The organism is Algoriphagus winogradskyi, from assembly GCF_900182815.1.
Classification (GTDB): Bacteria; Bacteroidota; Bacteroidia; order Cytophagales; family Cyclobacteriaceae; genus Algoriphagus; species Algoriphagus winogradskyi.
Genome location: NZ_FXUA01000004.1, coordinates 23,087 through 43,905 on the forward strand (window position 1 = coordinate 23,087; position 20,819 = coordinate 43,905).

At 39.4% G+C, this 20,819-nt stretch carries 21 protein-coding genes and 2 tRNA genes; 16 read left to right on the forward strand and 7 right to left on the reverse strand.

The window, feature by feature from the left end; all coding sequences use genetic code 11:
- The first annotated feature begins 26 nt into the window (after positions 1–26).
- From QOL76_RS11635 to QOL76_RS11675, 9 genes are all read left to right on the forward strand, one after another.
- Positions 27–100: transfer RNA gene (locus QOL76_RS11635), tRNA-Asp, on the forward strand.
- 153 nt (positions 101–253) lie between these two features.
- Positions 254–327: transfer RNA gene (locus QOL76_RS11640), tRNA-Asp, on the forward strand.
- 45 nt (positions 328–372) lie between these two features.
- Positions 373–630: a GIY-YIG nuclease family protein gene (locus QOL76_RS11645; protein WP_283413144.1), complete on the forward strand. Its 258-nt coding sequence runs from the start codon at positions 373–375 to the stop codon at positions 628–630.
- Positions 631–752: 122 nt separating this feature from the next.
- The gene (locus tag QOL76_RS11650; protein ID WP_283413145.1) at positions 753–881 is read left to right on the forward strand and encodes a GIY-YIG nuclease family protein; all 129 of its coding nucleotides are present in this window, start codon (positions 753–755) and stop codon (positions 879–881) included.
- Positions 882–1,229: 348 nt separating this feature from the next.
- Positions 1,230–2,177 carry an acetyl-CoA carboxylase carboxyltransferase subunit alpha gene (locus tag QOL76_RS11655; RefSeq protein WP_283413146.1) on the forward strand — a complete coding sequence of 316 codons (948 nt, stop codon included), beginning with the start codon at positions 1,230–1,232 and terminating at the stop codon, positions 2,175–2,177.
- Positions 2,178–2,228: 51 nt separating this feature from the next.
- A complete protein-coding gene (locus tag QOL76_RS11660; protein ID WP_283413147.1) occupies positions 2,229–3,068 on the forward strand; it encodes an MBL fold metallo-hydrolase in 840 nt (279 codons plus the stop codon).
- A complete protein-coding gene (locus QOL76_RS11665) occupies positions 3,058–3,861 on the forward strand; it encodes a patatin-like phospholipase family protein (protein ID WP_283413148.1) in 804 nt (267 codons plus the stop codon). Before QOL76_RS11660 ends, QOL76_RS11665 begins: the two co-directional genes overlap by 11 nt.
- On the forward strand, positions 3,858–4,418 hold the full coding sequence (locus QOL76_RS11670; RefSeq protein WP_283413149.1) for a 1-acyl-sn-glycerol-3-phosphate acyltransferase: 561 nt from the start codon (positions 3,858–3,860) through the stop codon (positions 4,416–4,418). The genes QOL76_RS11665 and QOL76_RS11670 overlap by 4 nt, the downstream gene beginning before the upstream one ends.
- A 147-nt stretch (positions 4,419–4,565) precedes the next feature.
- Positions 4,566–5,714: a DUF4221 family protein gene (locus QOL76_RS11675; RefSeq protein WP_283413150.1), complete on the forward strand. Its 1,149-nt coding sequence runs from the start codon at positions 4,566–4,568 to the stop codon at positions 5,712–5,714.
- A gap of 15 nt (positions 5,715–5,729) precedes the next feature.
- On the opposite strand, the gene QOL76_RS21270 is transcribed toward QOL76_RS11675, so the two are convergent.
- The 5 genes from QOL76_RS21270 to QOL76_RS11695 form a co-directional block, all read right to left on the reverse strand.
- A complete protein-coding gene (locus tag QOL76_RS21270) occupies positions 5,730–5,825 on the reverse strand; it encodes a hypothetical protein (protein ID WP_377918640.1) in 96 nt (31 codons plus the stop codon).
- A gap of 14 nt (positions 5,826–5,839) precedes the next feature.
- Complete coding sequence (locus QOL76_RS11680) at positions 5,840–6,115, reverse strand: hypothetical protein (RefSeq protein ID WP_283413151.1); 276 nt, start codon at positions 6,113–6,115, stop codon at positions 5,840–5,842.
- A gap of 19 nt (positions 6,116–6,134) precedes the next feature.
- Complete coding sequence (gene msrB / locus QOL76_RS11685) at positions 6,135–6,554, reverse strand: peptide-methionine (R)-S-oxide reductase MsrB (RefSeq protein WP_283413152.1); 420 nt, start codon at positions 6,552–6,554, stop codon at positions 6,135–6,137.
- 69 nt (positions 6,555–6,623) lie between these two features.
- A complete protein-coding gene (locus QOL76_RS11690; protein WP_283413153.1) occupies positions 6,624–7,814 on the reverse strand; it encodes an aspartate aminotransferase family protein in 1,191 nt (396 codons plus the stop codon).
- A gap of 14 nt (positions 7,815–7,828) precedes the next feature.
- Positions 7,829–8,725 carry a class I SAM-dependent methyltransferase gene (locus QOL76_RS11695; RefSeq protein WP_283413154.1) on the reverse strand — a complete coding sequence of 299 codons (897 nt, stop codon included), beginning with the start codon at positions 8,723–8,725 and terminating at the stop codon, positions 7,829–7,831.
- 332 nt (positions 8,726–9,057) lie between these two features.
- On the opposite strand from QOL76_RS11695, the gene glsA reads away from it, so the two are divergent.
- From glsA to ppk1, 5 genes are all read left to right on the forward strand, one after another.
- Positions 9,058–9,879 carry a lyso-glycine lipid O-acyltransferase GlsA gene (gene glsA, locus QOL76_RS11700; protein WP_283413155.1) on the forward strand — a complete coding sequence of 274 codons (822 nt, stop codon included), beginning with the start codon at positions 9,058–9,060 and terminating at the stop codon, positions 9,877–9,879.
- The gene (gene glsB / locus QOL76_RS11705; protein WP_283413156.1) at positions 9,872–10,831 is read left to right on the forward strand and encodes a glycine N(alpha)-acyltransferase GlsB; all 960 of its coding nucleotides are present in this window, start codon (positions 9,872–9,874) and stop codon (positions 10,829–10,831) included. Before glsA ends, glsB begins: the two co-directional genes overlap by 8 nt.
- 1 nt (position 10,832) lies before the next feature.
- On the forward strand, positions 10,833–11,201 hold the full coding sequence (locus QOL76_RS11710) for a CoA-binding protein (RefSeq protein ID WP_283413157.1): 369 nt from the start codon (positions 10,833–10,835) through the stop codon (positions 11,199–11,201).
- Between the two features lie 168 nt (positions 11,202–11,369).
- On the forward strand, positions 11,370–13,328 hold the full coding sequence (gene gyrB, locus QOL76_RS11715; protein ID WP_283413158.1) for a DNA topoisomerase (ATP-hydrolyzing) subunit B: 1,959 nt from the start codon (positions 11,370–11,372) through the stop codon (positions 13,326–13,328).
- 107 nt (positions 13,329–13,435) lie between these two features.
- Complete coding sequence (gene ppk1 / locus QOL76_RS11720; protein WP_283413159.1) at positions 13,436–15,559, forward strand: polyphosphate kinase 1; 2,124 nt, start codon at positions 13,436–13,438, stop codon at positions 15,557–15,559.
- Between the two features lie 133 nt (positions 15,560–15,692).
- Here ppk1 and QOL76_RS11725 read toward each other — a convergent pair whose 3' ends face one another.
- Together QOL76_RS11725 and QOL76_RS11730 are read right to left on the reverse strand one after the other, a co-directional pair.
- Entirely contained in the window at positions 15,693–17,474 is a 1,782-nt protein-coding gene (locus QOL76_RS11725) for an SLC13 family permease (RefSeq protein ID WP_283413160.1), read from the reverse strand.
- 3 nt (positions 17,475–17,477) lie between these two features.
- A complete protein-coding gene (locus tag QOL76_RS11730; RefSeq protein ID WP_091691930.1) occupies positions 17,478–17,753 on the reverse strand; it encodes a DUF202 domain-containing protein in 276 nt (91 codons plus the stop codon).
- A 48-nt stretch (positions 17,754–17,801) separates the two neighbouring features.
- Here QOL76_RS11730 and QOL76_RS11735 point away from each other — a divergent pair, with 48 nt between their 5' ends.
- Together QOL76_RS11735 and QOL76_RS11740 are read left to right on the forward strand one after the other, a co-directional pair.
- Positions 17,802–18,701, forward strand: coding sequence for a DUF3078 domain-containing protein (locus QOL76_RS11735; protein WP_283413161.1), 900 nt, complete (start codon positions 17,802–17,804; stop codon positions 18,699–18,701).
- A gap of 230 nt (positions 18,702–18,931) precedes the next feature.
- Positions 18,932–20,809, forward strand: a complete 1,878-nt coding sequence (locus QOL76_RS11740) for a 3-keto-disaccharide hydrolase (RefSeq protein WP_283413162.1) — start codon at positions 18,932–18,934, stop codon at positions 20,807–20,809.
- Positions 20,810–20,819: the final 10 nt, after the last annotated feature.

The window sequence follows — 20,819 nt, forward strand, 5'->3', positions numbered from 1 at the left end:
GAAATAGCCTCAGGATTGCAGTAAACGGAGTGGTAGTTCAGCTGGTTAGAATGCCTGCCTGTCACGCAGGAGGTCGCGGGTTCGAGTCCCGTCCATTCCGCTTAAAATTGATGAAAAAGTTCATCAGCTAGTGACGATTAAAATATTGGAGTGGTAGTTCAGCTTAAGAGGTGCTTGTCCCGATTCTTGGGAAGGTCGTAAGTTTGAATTCACTCACATGAGATAGTAAAGCATATCTCAAATTTAAACCATTGGAGTGGTAGTTCAGCTGGTTAGAATGCCTGCCTGTCACGCAGGAGGTCGCGGGTTCGAGTCCCGTCCATTCCGCTTAAAGTCCCGAAGAAATTCGGGACTTTTTTGTTTTATTGGTACATGGAATTTTTCACTTATATCCTTCAATCTGAAAAGGATGGTTCATTTTATATAGGTTCTTCTCAGGATCCTGCTGAAAGGCTTAAAAAGCATAATCGCATGCATAGTGGTTATACGGCAAGAAAACAACCATGGAAGATTGTTTGGTTAAAATCCTTTTCCACAAAAAGTGAAGCTCTACAAATGGAGCGATTTATAAAAATGAAAAAATCCAGAACATATATTGATGGTCTAATTACTGAGAGTTCATCTGGTTAGAATGTTTGTCCCGATTCATCGGGAAGGTCGCGGGTTCGAGTCCTCCCGAAAAAAGTCGGGACAGGCCGTCCATTCCGCTTAAAGTCCCGAAGAAATTCGGGACTTTTTTGTTTAATTGGTACATGGAATTTTTCACTTATATCCTTCAATCAGAAAAGGATGGGTCATTTTATATAGGTTCCTCTCAGGACCCTGCTGAAAGGCTTAAAAAGCATAATCGTATGCATAGTGGTTATACGGCAAGAAAGTAACCAATGAAAATTGTTTGGTTAAAATCCTTTTCCACAAAAAATGAAGCTCTACAAATGGAGCGATTTATAAAAATGAAAAAATCCAGAACATATATTGATGGTCTAATTACTGAGAGTTCATCTGGTTAGAATGTTTGTCCCGATTCATCGGGAAGGTCGCAAGTTCGAGTTCTCCCGAAAAAAGTCGGGACAGGCTGTCCATTCCGCTTAAAGTCCCGAAGAAATTCGGGACTTTTTTGTTTTAACCCCAATTGCCTTTTATCTTATTGAAATACCTAAGGGACCTCATTAAAAATTTTAATTCCCAAGGGTATATGCTTATCTTTGTTTTTCCTAAAAATCACCAAAATGGTATTAGAATTCGAAAAACCTATAGCTGATTTAGAGCAAAAACTTCAGGAAATGAAGGAGTTGGCTACCGGCAGAAATATCGATTTAAGTTCAGATATTGAATCCCTTGAAGATAAAATTCTTGCTTTGAAGAAAGAAACGTTTCAAAATCTGACCCGCTGGCAGCGAGTTCAGCTATCCAGACATGCTGAAAGGCCCTATGCATTAGATTATATCTATGAGATGACAAATGATTTTGTCGAGCTTCATGGAGATAGAAATGTAGCCGATGACAAAGCAATGGTTGGAGGCTTAGGAGACTTGGACGGTCGATCCGTAATGTTCGTCGGTCAGCAAAAAGGTAGAAATACCAAGCAACGTCAGATGAGAAACTTTGGGATGGCAAATCCTGAAGGTTACAGAAAGGCACTTCGCCTAATGAAAATGGCAGAGAAGTTTGGAAAGCCTATCGTTACTTTGATAGATACTCCAGGTGCATTTCCTGGTTTGGAAGCTGAAGAAAGAGGCCAAGGTGAAGCTATTGCCCGAAATATCAAGGAAATGTTTATGCTGAAAGTCCCTGTGATCTGCGTCATCATTGGCGAAGGTGCATCAGGAGGAGCTTTAGGTATTGCTATTGGTGACCGGGTGTTGATGCTAGAGAACTCTTGGTATTCTGTTATTTCTCCAGAAAACTGCTCCACAATTCTTTGGAGATCTTGGGATTACAAGGAGCAAGCGGCTGAGTCACTTAAATTGACTGCTAATGATATGCAAGGCAATGGCTTAGTGGATGGAATAATTCCAGAGCCTTTAGGTGGAGCTCATAAGAACATGAAAAAAATGGCTATCACACTTAAGGAAGCTATCCTGCAAGCTTTGAAAGAGCTTGACAAGATCAAACCTGAGAAAAGAATAGAGCAGCGCATCGACAAGTTTTGTTCGATGGGTGTTGTTGTTGAATAAAATATTTAAAGCCCGGATTTCTTACAAAGTCCGGGATTTTTCTTTCATATCATGGAATTACACGTAGTCAATACCGGATTTTTCAAATTGGACGGAGGAGCCATGTTTGGCGTAGTGCCTAAGACACTTTGGTCCCGCACCAATCAAGCTGACGAAAATAACCTTTGCACTTGGGCTATGAGATCTCTTCTCGTAGTTGAAGGAAATAGAATCGTGTTAATTGATAATGGAATAGGAGATAAGCAGGATGCTAAGTTTTTCTCGCATTACTATTTGCATGGAGATGATTCACTTGAAAAGAGTCTAAGAAAAATTGGAGTAAGTCCACATCAGATCACTGACAATTTTCTTACCCACTTGCATTTTGACCATTGTGGAGGTGGTGTAAAGTATGGTTCACATGGACAGTATGAGATGGCTTTTCCTAGGGCTACTTATTGGTCAAACAAAGACCATTGGCAGTGGGCAACTGTACCTAATCCAAGAGAAAAAGCTTCTTTTCTGGAAGAAAATATACTTCCAATGCAAGAGTTGGGTCAATTGGATTATGTCAATTTGGAAAGTAAATCATTTCTTCCTGGCTTTGATTTTATCACTGTGGATGGGCATACAGACAAGCAGATGCTTCCAAAGATCCAGTATAAAGGAAGGACTATAGTATTTGTAGCTGATTTGCTTCCTTCAGTAGGCCATATTCCATTGCCCTATGTGATGGGGTACGATACCCGCCCGCTGCTTACTATGGATGAAAAAGCTACGTTTTTGGAAGAAGCAGCAAGGGAAGAATACATTTTATTTCTAGAGCATGACGCTGTGAACGAATGCTGTACTGTGAAAATGACTGAAAAAGGTGTTCGTTTGGATCAAACATTCAGACTTGATGAAATCTAACCTAAAGATTGGAATTGCGCTCTCAGGTGGAGGAGTGCGGGGGATTGCCCATTTAGGCGTGTTGAAAGCACTTACTGACTCTGGTATTTTTCCTACCAAAGTATCTGGAACGTCGGCCGGAGCTATTGCCGGAGCCATGTTTTGTCAAGGCTATACGCCAGATGAAATCTTGAAAATTATAGTAGAGACCAATTATTTTAAATTTCTCCGACCAGCAATTTCTTTGACAGGCTTTCTGAAAATGGATTCTGTAGGGACTCTTTTTAAGCTATACCTCAAGCATGATGATTTTTCGGAATTGCAGATTCCGTTGACCGTAGCAGCCACCGATATTAAAAAAGGAAAAGTTCGGTACTATTCAGAAGGTGAGTTGATCAGACCAATAATGGCTTCTTCTTGTATTCCAGGGATGTTTGATCCTATTGTGATAGGTAATCGATTTCTTGTGGACGGTGGTGTACTGAATAACCTGCCTGTGGAACCTTTGGATGGGACCTGTGATATTGTGATTGGAGTAAATTGCAATCAACTCCCTGAAGAGGCGAATATCAGCAATATGAAAAAACTGATCGAGCGCTCGGTGATTATGGCGATGAATTACAATGTTTACAGTAGGAAATCTAAGTGTGATTATTTTATTGAACCTCCTGGGCTAGGTAGATATGGGGTTTTTGATATCAAAAAGGCTTCAGAATTATTTGGTGTGGGGTACGATCACACCATGAATTATATTGAGGAAAATCCTTCGATTTTGGAATTAGCTGAACAATCTAATAAATCTATAAAAGCATGATGAAATTTTTGTCCCGTATTGTGTTTTGGGTTTCCGGTTGGTCCTTGAATGATAATTGGCCAAAAGGATTAAAGAAAGCCGTTCTTATTGCAATTCCTCATACATCCAATTGGGATATTTTGTATGCCCGTGCGGCATTTTTCCTGATGGATATTCCAGTTCGTTTTACCATAAAGAAAGAGGTTATGGTTGGTCCATTGGGTTGGTTGCTAAGTGGATTGGGAGCAATAGCCATTGATAGAAAGCGAGTGCCAGGAGGCAGAAAACAAACCTATACAGAATCAATGGTTTCAATGCTGAATGAGCGGGATGAGTTAGTGATCATGGTGACTCCAGAAGGGACAAGAAGTCAGGTGAAAAAATGGAAGTCAGGCTTTTATCACATTGCACTTGGAGCGAATGTTCCTGTGGTAGTTGGGTATTTAGACTATAAGAAAAAGGAAGCTGGAATAGGTCCGGTGATATACCCTGATGGAAATATGGATGCTCAGATAGAGGAGCTGAAAGTTTTTGGAAGAACTGTTACTGGCAGACATCCGGAGAAAGGAATTCTCTAAAAGCTAAAGTCTGAAGTTAGAAATCTAAAATCCACGAGACAAAATCATCTTTTAACTTTTTGTAACATCTCTGATTCCGAATATTTGGAAGTTATCAATTACCTTTTAGTCCAATAAATTTTTAATTGAACTTCAAAATGTATTGCTATGAGATTGTTTACTGGGCTTTTACTTTTATTACTTGCGAGTTCCTGTTCTTCATCTGAAGAGAAAAAATTGACCGTTTCAGATCAGATTAAAGTATCCCTAGATACTGTCATGATAGATGCAGGGCAGGAGTTTCTTTATTTGCAGGATCAGTTGTATTCCTCCAGTTTGTCAGAGGACAAGAGCTACCTGATTAACTTCAATAGAAAGGATAATTCTGCGGAGAAAATAGATCTAGATAATCTACAATTAGATAGAAAGATCCAATTTGAGAAAGAAGGACCTAACGGAATTGGCAATTATCCTCAATTTTCAATTTTACCCAATCAACAGATACTTTTTTGGAACTACCAATTCTATAAAATTCTAGATCAGAATGGCGAACTGGTCAGAGATTTGGAATTGGAAAAAATAGCTGAAGAATATCTTGGGGTCAACGAATATTTTGCTCGTTCGCTGCAACAGCATGAAAACAATCCTGACCGATTTATAGCCTTAGTTACTCATTGGCAGAGTAATACGGAATTCATACTTGATTTTGACTTGGAAAATCGTACCTACCAAAAGATTGACCTTCCGGATTGGGCTAAGAATATCGAACGTTATATCAAGATCCTTTATGATGGAAATGATGCAGGTGGCTATGGTACGGGGGCTTTTCCTTTATTAGCGAATGGAAACTTTTTGATTAGTTCAAACGCATTCAACGAAGTTCAGGTATTTGATTTCAAAGGTGATAGTGTTCAGGTGAAAAAATGGGATACTCCATTGTTGGGTTATGAGAAAGAATATGTGCCGCCCAAGACTGTGGAATACACCACAGGAGGGATAAAAGATGTTGAACGCAAACTAGGAGAGGAGATCTCTTACGGTAGCTTCTTCTGGGATGATAAAAACCAGCGGTTTTTAAGGTTTTCAGATAAGAAATCTTACAGCGAAGAACTTAATGAATATAATAGCTATGTCAGTACTGGAGCTGATGTATTCCTAAGCATATTTGATAAAGACTTAAACCTTATTGCCGAAGCTCAGATCCCAGAATTGACCCAAACTCCAAATGTTCATTTTGCCAAAGATGGAAACATCTGGATTTTTGAAAATATCGATGATGAAATGGCTTTTGTTATAGTGGAAATTGAAATGATGTAGAATTTTCAATTTCCTTTAATTCAACAAGTTGAACAGATAGATGCTTTTTTGGATTTCATCCCCGTTTACCACCATGTCTTCAATGTAGAGAGAAATAGCCTCTTTGACCATTTCTTTAGCGTGTTCTAACCTTTCGCCACAAGTGACGCATCCAGGTAATGAGGGACAACAGCGGTGAATCCAGCTTCTAACTCTGGTGTAAGGATGATTCTAAACATTCTTTCCATAGCACTAACTAAGATTTTTTTTAAAAAATTATTTGTATATCCGCTTTTGCGCCAGTATGGAGTCAAAAGCAAAAAAGGATATCTTAACTTAAGAATTGAAGCAGCATCGGTCATCGGTCTTCCGGCCAGATAAGCAAAGAATCTAAGGCAACTGGCATCATTGCGGATAATCACATAAAATTAAATCAGCTGATTACTTCTCTTTCTCAAAATCTAAGCTCACCGAATTAATACAATATCTAATTCCTCCCTGGTCTGAAGGGCCATCTGGAAAGCGATGACCTAGATGCGAACCGCAATTAGCGCAAAGGATCTCCTCACGGATCATTCCATGGGTATAGTCCATGTGTACGTCGATAGCTTCCGGTTTTACCGGTTTGGTGAAACTTGGCCAGCCGCAACCGCTGTCGTATTTATTGGAGGAGTGAAAAATCTCGTTCCCACAGGCCTTGCACTCATAAATGCCTGTTTCTTTATTCAGGTAGTATTCTCCCGTGAATGCTCTTTCAGTTCCTTTTTCCCGTAGAACTCGGTAGGAGTCTGGATCAAGTTCTTGACGGTATTGCTCTTCAGTTTTCTGTACTGGATATACTTTCTTGTCTTGATTTTTCATGGTTTTTTCCTTTAGGGGGTAAACTCACTGATTTGAAAAGAAGTTTCGAAAAGTGAAAATGCAGAAATGCTAACTAGGGAAAACCTTCTGAATTGCCCTGAAAATCACTTCGCAAGCTTCATGAATTTGCTCCTCGGTAATGGTAAGTGGTGGTGCTATTCGCATGGCATCGTCACAAAATAAAAACCAATCAGTGATCACCCCCATTTCAATGGCGGTATCGATAATTGGTTTCAACACATCAAAGGACTCAAACTCAACCGCCATCAACAATCCCTTATTTCTGATGCTTTTGATTTTTGGATGTATCAGGAGGGACTTAATCAAATTGGCTTTCTCTTCTACAAGCTCTATGAGCTTTTCTTCCAATAGAATCTCGATAGTCGCTAGAGAAGCAGCAGAACTCACTGGATGTCCTCCAAATGTAGTAATATGTCCAAGGATAGGGTTGTTTTTGAAAACTCCCATCACTTCCTTATTAGCGATAAAGGCACCGATTGGCATGCCTCCGCCCATTCCTTTGGCACAAACGACGATATCTGGGATAATTCCAACATGCTCGAAAGCCCAGAATTTACCAGTTCTTCCAAAACCACACTGTACTTCGTCCATTATCAATAAAGTACCTGTTTCATCACATCGCTTACGTAGAGCCTGAAAATATTTTTTCTCGGCAACTCGGATTCCTGCTTCACCCTGCACGGTTTCTATCAAAACAGCTGCTGTCTCTGAATCAATACTTTGCAAATCAGAAATATCCCCATAATTAATATGACTAATCCCTGGAAGTAACGGTCTGTAGGCTTGCTTAAAAATCTCGTTTCCTCCCACACTTAGGGAGCCATGTGAACTTCCGTGATAGGCATTTACACAGGAAATCAACTTTGGCTTTCCGGTATATCGCTTTGCAAGTTTCAATGCGCCTTCGATTGCTTCGCTTCCGCTATTTACCAAATACACATTGTCCAAATGCTTTGGCAGCGTATCGCAAAGCGCTTTTGCAAGTAAAGACTGGGGACTTTGTACATACTCACCGTACACCATAAGATGCAGGTATTTATCCAGTTGGTTTTGAATTGCTTCCAGTACTTTTGGATGCCTGTGTCCGACGTTGCTCACTCCGATACCCGAAATGAGATCAATGTATTTCTCTCCTTTAGGTCCAAAAAGATAGATTCCTTCCGCCTTTTCCACTTCGATCATCAAAGGGAAATCAGTTGTTTGTGCTAGATGCTGGAGGAAAAGTTGGCGGTTATTCATTACTAAGGTGTAGTTTAAAAGCTTGAGAATCTAAAGAAGATTCCCAGTGGTAGTTTTTTGTTTTGATTGTCCTGAAGATAGAGTTCCCCGTGTTCGGCATTCTGCACATTTTTGAATGTGGTATTGATCAAATTGGCAGCGATCAGAGATGAGAAACTTAGGGAATACATGTTGAGCAAGAGAAAGTGATCTTTTGGATCCAAAATCTCCGCACATACCTTTAGCATTTCATTGATCTGCTCTTCCAGAACCCATTTTTCTCCGTCCGGACCACGGCCATAAGCGGGAGGATCCAGGATAATACCATTGTATTTATTTCCTCGACGTGCTTCTCGTTTGATGAATTTCATAGCATCATCTACCATCCAGCGGATGTCGGATTGGCCGGAAGATTCCATGTTGTGTCTCGACCAAGTCACTACTTGTTTTACAGAATCCAAGTGCGTGACATCAGCACCTGCGGCTTTTGCAGCTACACTTGCTGCTCCAGTATAGGCAAAAAGATTTAATACTTTTGGTTTCGAAACTGGAGAACGCTGTATCGTTTTATAGAGGTAGTCCCAGTTTACAGCTTGCTCAGGAAAGAGACCGATATGCTTGAATGAAGTTTGCGCAAGATTAAGCTTTAGACTTAAGCCATCAGGATTGTTATATTCAATTGCCCAGTTATGGGGCATTTTTTTCAATTGCTCCCAATTTCCTTTTTCAGGATTGCTTTTTTCTTTTGCAAAATGCGCATGAGCTAGATTTCTCCATTCACTTTCTGGAAGGGTTTTGTCCCAGATTGCCTGTGGCTCCGGTCTACTGAGGATAAACTCTCCAAATCGTTCTAATTTCTCAAATCCTCCAGTATCAATTAGTTCGTAATCTTTCCAAGGGCCAGGACAAAGTGATAATATTGATTCGCTCATAGGGTGTCTTTATTAGGGTAGCAAAAATAAGAAATTAATCGGAGGCTAGACCAGACTGCGCTTTTTAGGCAAAATCTCAAGATGTTCGGGGTGAAAGATTTCTTAGGGTTTGCCTTTTCAACAAGGCTAAATTGGATTAATTGTTTGTTCAACCATGGTCCTATCTGGTCATGATTCAAATTAAGTGGATTGGTTTTCAGGACTCTAATTGCAGCAGGCTTTCCCTATCGTAAGGTTAAACCTGATTTTTTGTACTTTTAGCTTTATTTCGAAAATTAGAGAGAACAAGTTCTCAATTATTTCATCGCCCTATTAGCAACCTGAGCTCTAAGATGTCCAAGAAATTTATTGACATAGAAAAATCTATAGAATCCAAAAACCCTGCGCTTTTGAAATGGATGCCGGGCTTTTTGCTCAGGTATATAAAGCGGGTAACTCATGAAGAATGGATGAATGATGTGCTGGATAAGGTAGACCATTTGCATGGAATCGACTTCGGTAATGGAATAATCAAAGAACTTAACATTGATGTTGAGCTTATAGGAGCAGAGAATATTCCAAAGACAGGTGGGATTATAATTGCAGCTAATCATCCTCTAGGAGGTATAGATGGAATTGCGCTGATGAAAGCAATAGGACAAGTAAGGCCAGATATGAGATTTCTTGTCAATGATTTGTTGATGGCTCTTAAAAACTTTGATCCTTTATTTATCCCAATCAATAAACATGGTAAGAATTCTGGAGACACTCTGGCGGCAATAGAAGCCGCATATTCAGGTGGTTATGCTGTTTTAATCTTTCCTGCGGGATTAGTTTCAAGGAAAGATGATACTGGAATTCGTGATTTGCAATGGAAAAAGAGCTTTATTTCTAAAGCGAAGAAATACAAAAAAGATGTACTACCTTGTTTTATTGGAGGTGAAAACTCCAAATTTTTCTACAATTTGGCTTATTGGAGAAAGAGAATAGGTGTAAAAGCTAATATTGAGATGTTTTACCTAGCTGATGAATTATATAAGCAGCAAGGAAAAAAAGTGGTGATCACTGTAGGTGAACAAATTTCCTATCAGACCTTCGATTCTTCCAAAACGGATGCGCAATGGGCTGAAAAAATGAAGGATTTGGTTTACGAACTTGGTAAAAAGAATGAATAAAGAAGCAGAAATAATTCCGGCAATTGACAAAGAGCTATTAAAGTTAGAGTTGACACCGGATCGATTTTTACGATATACAAATAATGGAGACAATCTGGTTTACCTGGTTAATTTTCATAATTCACCGAATGTTGTTCGTGAGATAGGACGGTTAAGGGAATTGACCTTTAGAGCTGCAGGCGGAGGGACTGGCCTGGAACTTGATCTTGATGAAAATGATATTTGTGAAAATTGCTACGATCAGCTAATTACTTGGAATCCTGAAGATGAAGAAATTGTAGCTGGTTACAGATTGATTAATTGTAAGAACTCAATCAATGCTGACGGAAGCATAAATCTATCTACTACCCATTTATTTGATTTTACAGATCGTTTTATTCAGGATTACATTCCGTACACGATCGAGCTCGGGAGATCTTTTGTACAACCAAAATACCAGCCTGCGCTTGATAATAGGAAAGGTATTTTTAGTCTTGATAATCTTTGGGATGGATTAGGGGCGGTGGTTTTGCTGAATCCGGAGGTGAAGTATCTTTTTGGTAAAGTTACGATGTACCCTCATTTCAGTCGGGAAGCTAGAGATTTGCTGCTGATGTTTATGAATTATTATTTTCCTGATAAAGATGGATTAGTGAAGCCTAAGGATAGCTTGAAGCTGGGCTATGAAACTGATCTTCCTAAAGCCGGAAACCCTTTTGAAGGCTTAGAATATAAGGAAGGCTATAAATTGCTCAATGGAAGGATTCGGGCTTATGGGGAGAATATTCCTCCATTGATCAACACCTATATGAATCTTTCTCCAACCATGATGACATTTGGCACTGCTCTTAATGATGAGTTTGGTGAAGTAGAAGAAACGGGGATTTTAATTACCCTGGAGGATATCTACGAAACTAAAAAGCATAGGCACATGGATACGTTCGAAAGAGATAGGGTATTTGGAAGTAGGTAAGATGGAAAAGTTAACCCTGATCGTAGGAGCAACTACAAATACATCAAGATTTGCCTATATCGCTGCAGACAGATTGGCTGATAAAGGCATTCCTTTTTTGCCGATTGGAATTAAATCGGGAGAAGTCTTTGGTCAAAAAATTCTTGATCTTAGAAGTAAGCCTGAACTCCAAGATATACATACCATCACACTCTATATTGGCCCTGCTCATCAGGAGGAGTGGATTGATTATTTGATCAGTCTTTCGCCTAAAAGAATCATCTTCAACCCTGGAACTGAGAATCCTACCTTCTTTCAGGAAGCTGAAGCTGCGGGAATTGAAGTTTTGAGGGTTTGTACTTTGGTTATGTTGAGTACAAATCAATATTAAAACCCTTGTCAACCAACCTGTTGACTTGATCTTTCTTAAATCCTTTTTTGTGTAACTGATGATCGGCAAAAGCTGTGTAAAGTCACAATTTTTGCCTATCTTGCCGAATCTAAAAAAGAACATAAAATCACCTTTTTAGACCCAATTTGAGGGTTTTCTCCAAAACATATGAGTGAAGAAAAAGCGAAGAATCTAGGCGAATACGGTGCCGGTAATATTCAGGTATTAGAAGGTCTTGAAGCAGTTCGTAAGAGACCTGCTATGTATATCGGTGATGTTGGGGTCAAGGGCCTGCACCACCTAATCTGGGAAGTAGTTGATAACTCTATTGATGAAGCACTTGCAGGACACTGCGATACCATAAAAGTGACAGTGAATGTAGATAATTCAATTACTGTCGAGGATAACGGCCGTGGAATTCCTACAGATATGCACGAAAAGGAGAAAAAGTCTGCACTCGAAGTAGTGTTGACCGTTCTTCATGCGGGTGGTAAATTCGATAAGGATACTTACAAGGTATCCGGTGGATTGCACGGTGTAGGTGTATCCTGTGTGAATGCACTATCCACTGATCTTAAAGCAACAGTTTATCGAAACGGAGTAATTACCGAACAAGAATTTAAAATTGGTGTACCTCAGTATCCTGCAAAACAGGTTGGAACTACTGATCGAAGAGGAACTACCATTCACTTCAAGCCCGATGCAAGTATTTTTGCTATCACAGAATTTAAGTATGAGACCATCGCGAATAGACTTCGTGAAATGTCCTTTTTGAATGCTGGAATCAGAATTTTCTTAACGGATCTTCGTGAAACTGAAGATGACGGTTCAGTTAAATCTGATGAATTCTTTTCTGAAGGTGGTTTGGTAGAATTCGTTCAATACTTGGACGTAAGTCGTGAGAAAATCATCGATACCCCAATTTCCATAGATACAGAAAAGAATGGTGTGCCTGTGCAGGTAGCTATGAATTATAATAGTTCTTATTCTGAAAACGTGGTTTCTTACGTAAACACCATTAATACTTACGAAGGAGGAAGCCACGTTTCTGGTTTTAGAAGAGCACTGACAAGAACTCTGAAATCTTACGCTGATAAGTCTGGAATGCTGGACAAGTTGAAGATGGAAGTTTCAGGAGATGATTTCCGTGAAGGTCTTACGGCAGTTATTTCTGTGAAAGTGGCTGAGCCTCAGTTTGAAGGGCAAACCAAAACTAAGTTGGGTAACTCTGACGTAGTTGGAGCTGTAGATTCTGCGGTTTCGGAAGCGCTACAGTTTTGGTTGGAAGAGCATCCTAAAGAAGCGAAAATAATCGTAGGTAAAGTAATATTGGCTGCACAAGCAAGGCATGCTGCGAGAAAGGCACGAGAAATGGTGCAACGTAAAAATGTACTTGGAGGCGGTGGTCTTCCAGGTAAGCTTGCCGATTGTGCGAATAGTGATCCTACGGTCTGTGAATTGTACTTAGTCGAAGGGGACTCAGCAGGTGGATCTGCTAAGCAAGGCCGTGATCGGGACTTTCAGGCGATTTTGCCATTAAAAGGTAAAATTCTAAACGTAGAAAAAGCTCACGAGCATAAAATCTATGATAACGAAGAGATAAAAAACATTCTTACTGCTCTGGGTGTTAAATTCGGAACTGTAAATGATGATAAGGAACTGGATCTTACCGGTCTTCGCTATCATAAAATCATCATCATGACGGATGCTGATATCGATGGTTCTCACATTAGAACTCTTATTCTTACCTTGTTCTTCAGATACATGAGGACATTGATAGAAAACGGTTACGTTTATATTGCTTTGCCTCCTTTATATTTATTGAAAAGAGGGAAAGACGAGAGATATTGCTGGACTGAGGAAGAAAGAAAAATTCTTACGGCAGAAATGGCAAAAGATGGGAAAGAGGACAGCGTAGGTATTCAGCGATACAAAGGTCTTGGTGAGATGAACCCTGAGCAACTTTGGACTACTACAATGGATCCAAATGTGAGGACGATAAAACAGGTTAATATTGAATCAGCCGCAGAAGCAGATCATCTCTTCAGCGTGCTTATGGGAGATGAAGTAGCCCCACGTAGAGATTTTATCGAGAAAAATGCGAAATACGCAAAAATCGATACCTAATCATTCAAGGGGGCTTTTCAGCCCCTTTTTTTAATTGTTAACATAATCATAAACCCAAATTAAGCAAGCATCACTTAACTTGCTTCTAACTATTAACTTTGAAAGAGATGAAATTGGAAGTTGTTGAAAAATACGATTCGATAATACAACATAGTGATCTGGTAAGCAGAGATTTAAGTTGGTTGAGATTCAACGAACGTGTGTTGGATCAATCCAAAAAATCTCACCGTAGTGTTTTTGAAAAGCTTAAGTTTCTTGCTATTACAGCTTCCAATTTGGATGAGTTTTTCATGATTCGTGTAGGGTCACTATATAATTATCTTGATTACGATAAGGAAAGGGTTGATTATTCGGGATTGAGAGAAGAGCCTTTCAAGGCTAAATTGATGAATGATAGTCATATTTTTCATCAAGCTCAGCATGAACATTTCACTAAGACGATAATGCCTGAGCTTCAGGAGCAAGGAGTAGTGCTATGTAATATTTCAAAGCTTACCGAGAAGGAGCAGGAGAAAGTGCAGGATTACTTTATAAAAGCTATTTATCCTATGCTTACTCCGATGGTTTACGATGGCTATCGCACCTTTCCTATATTGATGAATAAACTTTTGGTTTTTGGTGTAGTGACTACCAGTCCAGGAGATAGACAGGATATGCGCAAGATGAGTTTTGTGCAAATCCCTGCAAATATTCCAAGGTTCTTCGAAATTGAACGAGAGGATTCTTTATTGCTGATTCCTATTGAAGAAGTAATACGGGAAAATATTATTTCACTATTTAGAAATGTAGATATAGAAGGGATTACTCTTTTCAGAATCACCAGAAATGGGGATTTTACATTGGAGGAAAGTGAAGATATGGACGCAAACTTCTTGGAGGAAGTAAAGCGCAAATTGATGGAAAGAAAGAGCGGGAGGGTAGTAAAGATAGAAATCGAAGAAGGCTACAGTAAGTGGATGATGAATTCACTTTTGGAGAGATGGAATCTCAAAATGGATTCTGTATTTCTGATAAAAAGAGAAAGCCTTATAGATTTTACTGGCCTTTGGCAGATCGTCGGAAACAAAAAATTCCGTGAGCGCTTACCACAAATCCCTGATCCTGTAAAGCCTCTGTCTTACCAGGATGAAGGAGTTGCAGATATTTTTGATGTTTTGAAAGAGAAAGATATTCTTCTTCATCATCCCTATAACAACATTGATTCTATTTTAGATTTGATAGAAAAAGCATCTGAAGATCCGGATGTAATGGCTATCAAAATGACCATTTATCGACTTGCCAAAGAAAGTAGAATAACCAAAGCATTGCTAAAAGCAGCTGAAAATGGCAAACACGTTTCGGTTCTTTTTGAAGTCAAAGCGAGATTTGACGAGGAGAATAATATCCGAGAGGCTAAGAAGCTGCAGAAGGCAGGTTGCTTTGTGATATACGGAATTTCTCATCTGAAGACCCACACCAAACTACTACTCATCGTAAAGCGAGATGGAGGTGAAATCACTCGCTATGTTCATTTAGGTTCTGGTAATTATAACGAGGATACCGCGAGGCTTTATACGGATATTGGATTAATGACTACCAATGAGACTTTAGCAAATGACGTTTCTGAGTTTTTCAACGTAATCACTGGGCACTCCATGCCTTCCCAATATCAAAACTTGATCACTGCTCCTCGAGATATGAGAAATCAATTGATAGAGTATATAGAGAAGGAAGCTGAGAACGCAAGGAAAGGTTTGCCAAGTGGCATATTTATTAAAGTAAACTCTCTGGAGGATTCTGAAATAATTTATGCTTTGTATCGCGCGTCGCAGTCAGGTGTTACCATCAAGCTGATTGTCCGAGGCATTTGTTGTATCAGGCCAGGGAGAGTGGGCTTGAGCGAAAATATTGAGGTGCTTTCTATCGTAGGGGATTTCTTGGAACATTCCAGGATCTATTATTTCCACAATAATGGCGACACAAGAACCTACGCTGGGAGTGCGGACATGATGGTTCGTAGTTTTGACAAGAGATTGGAAGCACTTTTCAAGGTGGAATCGCCTTTACTCGAAAAGCAGCTGATGAATATTCTGGCTTATAACCTAAAGGATAATGTCAATGCTTATGTGATGCAGGAGGATGGTACTTATTTGGCAAAGCATCCAGTAGGGGATGAGCCTGAATTCAATGTGCATCGTGAGTTCTTTAATTTGGATGCAGAAAATGTAGTTCAAGTGAAGCTTGTTGATTAAAAATCAAGTTGCACTTTTTATGAATATGAAGCTAATAAAGCATTGAAAATAAGTTCAATGCTTTATTGCGTTTTGGACTCTTGAAAATTTGCTACGCTAAACTAGGAACTCATATCGTATTGAATATTGCTCGTCAAAAAGGGAAGAAATATGGGATTCCAAACGTCGCCACAATCCAAAGCAATAGGTTGAGCGGAGTTCCCACTTTAATGTAATCACTAAATCTATAATTCCCTGGCGTATAGATCATGGTATTTGTTTGATAGCCCATTGGAGTCATGAAACTCAGGCTGGCAGCAAAAGTTACAGCCATCAGCATTGGCCTGGAATCTACATCCAAGGCCGCAGCAATACTGATAGCAATAGGAGCAAGCAAAGCCGCGGTCGCATTGTTGGACATCACGTTAGTCATCAGAAAGGTCAATGCAAATAAGGCGCTCATGACTGCCCGAGGACCAAACTGCCCGACGCTTTCCACAATTGAGGTACCGATAAGCTCAGACCCACCAGTTTTTTCTAGAGCTAAACCCATAGATAAAACTCCTGCAAGCATCAAAATCACTTTCCAGTCTATTGCTTTGTATGCTTGTTCTGGGTTCAATGATCCCACCACGATCAAGGCAATCGCTCCTGCTACTGCTGTGACAACGATTGGAAATATTTCAAATGAAGCCAAGCCTATAATCAGGGCAAGTATGACTAGCGTTATTACTGTTTTTAACTTATTAACAGGATGACTTTTAGATTCTGAAAGCAAAAGCAGATCATCACTCGCTTCTATACTTTGAATTGATTCCTCTGTTGCTCTTAGAAGCAAAATATCGCCGGCACGCAAGTCAGTTTTAGAAAGCAGAGAGCTGAGCATATCAGATCTATGTCGAATTCCAATGACCAGAACCTGATTGTATAGTTTTTTGAAATTCAATGCTTTAATGCTTTTTCCTATCAGGAATGAATTAGGGGTGACCATTGCTTCATACAGTCGTTCTTCCTCATTGACAATGTTTTCCTCATTCCATTTCAAGTCAGCTTTTAACTCAATTCCTTTCTGGGTCTTAATTTTCTCTAGGGTTTCTTTGTCGCAATTAATACGAATGATATCACCTTCCTGAATTGATGTGTTAGGATAAACCCGGACCTTTCGTCCATCGGATCGTATAATCTGCAGCGGTTTGATAGGGAGCTTTCCAAAAAGATTCTGCTTGAGTAGAGGCTCATTTAATTGTTCAAAATCGCTGAGTATAATGACCTCGGAAAGATAATTTCCAAACTGAATACTGTCTCCCAATTCTGATTTTGGTTTACGACTAGGGGTTAACCAACTACCTATTGTCAGCATGTATATTAATCCTGTGGCAAAAAACACCAGTCCCATCAAACTCATTTCAAAAACACCAAATGAAGGTAACCCAGCTTTCTCAACTATTCCACTCACCAAAATATTTGTACTAGTACCGAGAAGTGTACAAATTCCACCCATCAATGCCCCAAAAGAAAGTGGCATTAGAAGCTTTGAAGGCGGAATATTGTCTGTTTTATGAAGTTTTATTACAGCCGGCATAAACAGAGCAACCACAGCGGTATCACTTATAAATGCCGAAAGAAAACCGGCAGAAAGCATTAAGGTAAAAAGCAGGTGGGTTTTACTTTTCCCTGCTTGAGAACTTAGCTGTTGAGTAAAGCTATCTAATAATCCGGTATTGAAAATTGCAGCCGATACCACAAACATAGCAGCTACTGTAATTGTAGCAGGATTTGAAAATCCAGATAGACCTTCTTCTACGTTCAAAATCCCAGTCAATAGAAAGGCGACCATTACGCCAATAGAAACGGTGTCAATGGTGAATTTTTCAGTAAAAAATAATATAATGGCAAACCCAATAATTGCAAAAACGAGACCGATTTCGAACGTCATGAATTACATGTTTAGATAGTTTCCTTTTTTTAATTTTTGACGGATACGGAAGTAACTCATGAACCCGACGATAATAAAAACGAAACTCAATCCAAATGCCAAGTAGCCCAAGTCACGTACGTGGTCAAGTTCTTTAACTTCAAACAGCGCTGTGCCTGATACCAAAAAGTATAGTGAAGTGCGAATAAAAGAGAGCAAAGTCCTGTTATTTGCGAGTGTTGTACGTTGTCTGGCCAAATAATCACGAATTATTAATTCTCTTTCCAAGTCATTTTCCATATTTGCATAGTATTTATTTATATTGAAATAATTCAACATCCCTTAATTATGAAAAGAATTTCTACACTTTTCCTCTTTATTTTATTTAGTGGGCAACTTTTTGCCCAGGAAGATGCCACCTTAGTGCCTAAAGATACGAGCTATTGGCTTAAAGAAATCCAAGGTGGACTGAACCTAAATCAAGCCGCATTTAGTGGTAATTGGCAAGGAGGCGGAGTAAATTCCATCGCTCTAGGTGTTTACCTCAACGGTCGTGCTAATTATGCCAGAGACAAATGGTCGTGGGACAATACAATGGATTTTATCTATGGTGTGGTGAAGAATAAGGATGAGGAAGGACGTAAATCAAACGACCGTATATTCCTTGATTCAAAAGTGGGTTATAAGATTAGCGACAAATGGAATTATTTCTTTGCCGTTAACTTTCTTTCTCAATTTGCTCCCGGCTATGAGTTTCCAGAGGATTCTGAGAAAATGCTGATTTCCAAGTTTGCAAATCCTGCCTATCTCACCACCTCGTTAGGTTTGGAATATAAGCCGAATGACGAGTTCAGCTTACGTATCTCACCCTTTTCACCTAGATGGACCTTTGTGACAGACACAGATCTATATTTAAATGTTCCAAACAACTATGGGGTAGAAATAGGGGAAACAGTGCGTACAGAGTGGCTGGCTTTTAGTGTGTTGGCGGATTACAATAAGAAGCTTTCTGAAAATCTATCCCTAATGGTTAGATATCAAATGTATGCTAACTATGAAAATTTCGCCTTTGATGCGATTGATCATCGCTTGGACTTCGGACTTACTGCCAAAGTTTCCAATCTAGTTAACGTAAGTTTGACCAGTTTGATGATCTATGATTTGGATCAAGATAGTAAAATTCAATTTTCCCAAGGTTTAGCATTAGGAATTGCATTTAAACGAGGTAACTTCCCGGAGAAGAAATAATCTTAACAAATTTTTATTTGGAATTTTGATTCTATAATAAATGTATTATTTTTGAATTCATTGTGGTAGTTAAATAATAGTTGGTTTAGTTTTCAAATAAAGGGCAGGAGATTTTCTCCTGCTTTTTTATTGTATATATACTATACCAATAAATTTTTACTTGAAATAATCCTATTTTTTTAAAATGCTCAGGAGGTTACCTTTGGTATTCAATACCTATTTAACCTAAAATGAATAAAAAATTAATTCTGATTTGTTGTTGCCTGTTTATCAAGGCGATAACATCTGTAGCACAGGACAGCCCAATTCCATTTGAGGTGCTACCTCTTCAAAGTTTAAGTGAATTTCAAGCCACAGGTAACAACTGGCAGATCGTCGGAGATGTCTTTTATGACCTAGATGGAGGTAAATCTAAAACCACAAGTGGTGTAGGCGTACTATTGAATACTTTGCAAAAAGGTGATAACGAAGCGTTAAAAACTTCCTTTGAGCATGGGGATATTGAGCTTTCACTTGATTTTATGATGCCAAAGGGAAGTAATTCCGGTGTTTATCTTCAAGGTAGGTATGAAGTCCAATTATTTGATTCTTGGGCAGAGAAAGATCCTAAATACTCCGACGCCGGCGCAATCTATCAACGATGGGATGCTAGTAGGGGAGCAGGTAGAGAAGGTTTTGAAGGGCATCCACCTCTTGTAAATGTAAGCAGAGCACCGGGCCTTTGGCAATCTCTTCGAATTGTCTTTCAAGCTCCCCGCTTTGATTCTAATGGGAAAAAGGTGGCTAACGCCAAATTTGTTTCTGTTTACCAAAACGATGTTTTGGTTCAAAAGAATATTGAAGTAACAGGTCCAACCCAGGCCGCTTTTTTTGAAGATGAGCAAGCCTTAGGCCCTCTAGTGATTCAAGGCGATCATGGTGGAGTAGCTATTCGAAATATCAAGTACAAAACTTATGGATCGGAAAAGGTGACTTTGAAAGATATGAAGCTCACTTATTACGATAGCATCAGAGCCATCAACGATTTTGCGAAAGCAAAGCCAAAGGGAGAAATGCCTATAGATGTATTGGCTCATTTGGCACCAGCTACAAGGAATGAGTTTTCAGGAACTGTCGAAGGGTCCTTAGAGATTCCAAGTGATGGGGAATATTTCTTCAACCTAAATCTAGCATGGGTTCCGGATGATACCCCACCAGGCAATATTAATGGTGCTGGTAAGCTTTTTATAGATGATAAGGAAGTGGTCTATGTGGATGGTGTAACAGGAAAAGCGAACGGATCCACAGAATTGACAGCTGGAACTCATAAAATCAAACTGAACTACTTCAAAAAATACGGTCACTGGTATGCCCCAAGTAATGACATCACACTGACTGTCGAAGGAAATGGAGTAGCAAAAACAGCATTAAATGTTCCCTTAAGAGCTGATGATCCTGTGGGACAGATAGCAGTGAAAGTAAATGATAGGGCTGAAATGCAACGAGGATTTATCATGTACGATGGGGAAAAGCGCACCCACACAGTAGCAGTCGGTGAACCAGGTGGTGTAAATTATGCCATTGATTTAAGTAAAGGTGAATTATTGAGTGTGTGGAGAGGGGATTTTGTAGAAACCACCCCTATGTGGTATGGCCGTGGAGAAACTCAACTGATGTTGCCTATGGGGAATGTGATTGAGTTGGCAGGAAAGCCAAGCTTAGCAGTGCTGGATTCAAAGGATGAAGCTTGGCCTAGTGAAATCGATGGATTTAGCTACGAAGGTTATAAACTGAAGGCTAATGGTGCTCCTATAATTAGCTACCGGATTCCAGGCGTTAGGATACAAGAGACTTTTGATACCCAGGAGTCTGGTAAGAAATTAGCACATACTCTAAAAGTTGTAGTCGAAAATGAAAATCTAGAAATTTATAGCTTGATCGCTCAAGGGGCTACTATTGAGAAGTTGCCAAATGGGCTTTATGCTATTGACGATAAATCCTATTATATAGAATTAACGGGTAAGCAATCACCAATTATCAGAGATTCTGCTGATGGTTTACAAGAATTGATTTTACCTATCAAATTGATAGGCAAATCTGGAGTGGTTACTTATTCAATTGTTTGGTAATAAATAGGAA

Excerpts from the sequence above, each read along its gene's own strand:
- QOL76_RS11670 (WP_283413149.1), top strand. The coding sequence starts at position 3,858 with ATGATGAAATTTTTGTCCCGTATTGTGTTTTGGGTTTCCGGTTGGTCC.
- QOL76_RS11710 (WP_283413157.1), top strand. The coding sequence starts at position 10,833 with ATGGAAAAGTTAACCCTGATCGTAGGAGCAACTACAAATACATCAAGA.
- QOL76_RS11695 (WP_283413154.1), bottom strand. The coding sequence starts at position 8,725 with ATGAGCGAATCAATATTATCACTTTGTCCTGGCCCTTGGAAAGATTAC.
- QOL76_RS11660 (WP_283413147.1), top strand. The coding sequence starts at position 2,229 with ATGGAATTACACGTAGTCAATACCGGATTTTTCAAATTGGACGGAGGA.
- QOL76_RS11650 (WP_283413145.1), top strand. The coding sequence starts at position 753 with ATGGAATTTTTCACTTATATCCTTCAATCAGAAAAGGATGGGTCATTT.
- QOL76_RS11725 (WP_283413160.1), bottom strand. The coding sequence starts at position 17,474 with ATGACGTTCGAAATCGGTCTCGTTTTTGCAATTATTGGGTTTGCCATT.
- glsA (WP_283413155.1), top strand. The coding sequence starts at position 9,058 with ATGTCCAAGAAATTTATTGACATAGAAAAATCTATAGAATCCAAAAAC.
- QOL76_RS11675 (WP_283413150.1), top strand. The coding sequence starts at position 4,566 with ATGAGATTGTTTACTGGGCTTTTACTTTTATTACTTGCGAGTTCCTGT.
- ppk1 (WP_283413159.1), top strand. The coding sequence starts at position 13,436 with ATGAAATTGGAAGTTGTTGAAAAATACGATTCGATAATACAACATAGT.
- QOL76_RS11665 (WP_283413148.1), top strand. The coding sequence starts at position 3,058 with ATGAAATCTAACCTAAAGATTGGAATTGCGCTCTCAGGTGGAGGAGTG.
- QOL76_RS11735 (WP_283413161.1), top strand. The coding sequence starts at position 17,802 with ATGAAAAGAATTTCTACACTTTTCCTCTTTATTTTATTTAGTGGGCAA.
- QOL76_RS11730 (WP_091691930.1), bottom strand. The coding sequence starts at position 17,753 with ATGGAAAATGACTTGGAAAGAGAATTAATAATTCGTGATTATTTGGCC.
- QOL76_RS11645 (WP_283413144.1), top strand. The coding sequence starts at position 373 with ATGGAATTTTTCACTTATATCCTTCAATCTGAAAAGGATGGTTCATTT.
- QOL76_RS11690 (WP_283413153.1), bottom strand. The coding sequence starts at position 7,814 with ATGAATAACCGCCAACTTTTCCTCCAGCATCTAGCACAAACAACTGAT.
- QOL76_RS11740 (WP_283413162.1), top strand. The coding sequence starts at position 18,932 with ATGAATAAAAAATTAATTCTGATTTGTTGTTGCCTGTTTATCAAGGCG.
- QOL76_RS21270 (WP_377918640.1), bottom strand. The coding sequence starts at position 5,825 with ATGGTCAAAGAGGCTATTTCTCTCTACATTGAAGACATGGTGGTAAAC.
- glsB (WP_283413156.1), top strand. The coding sequence starts at position 9,872 with ATGAATAAAGAAGCAGAAATAATTCCGGCAATTGACAAAGAGCTATTA.
- msrB (WP_283413152.1), bottom strand. The coding sequence starts at position 6,554 with ATGAAAAATCAAGACAAGAAAGTATATCCAGTACAGAAAACTGAAGAG.
- gyrB (WP_283413158.1), top strand. The coding sequence starts at position 11,370 with ATGAGTGAAGAAAAAGCGAAGAATCTAGGCGAATACGGTGCCGGTAAT.
- QOL76_RS11655 (WP_283413146.1), top strand. The coding sequence starts at position 1,230 with ATGGTATTAGAATTCGAAAAACCTATAGCTGATTTAGAGCAAAAACTT.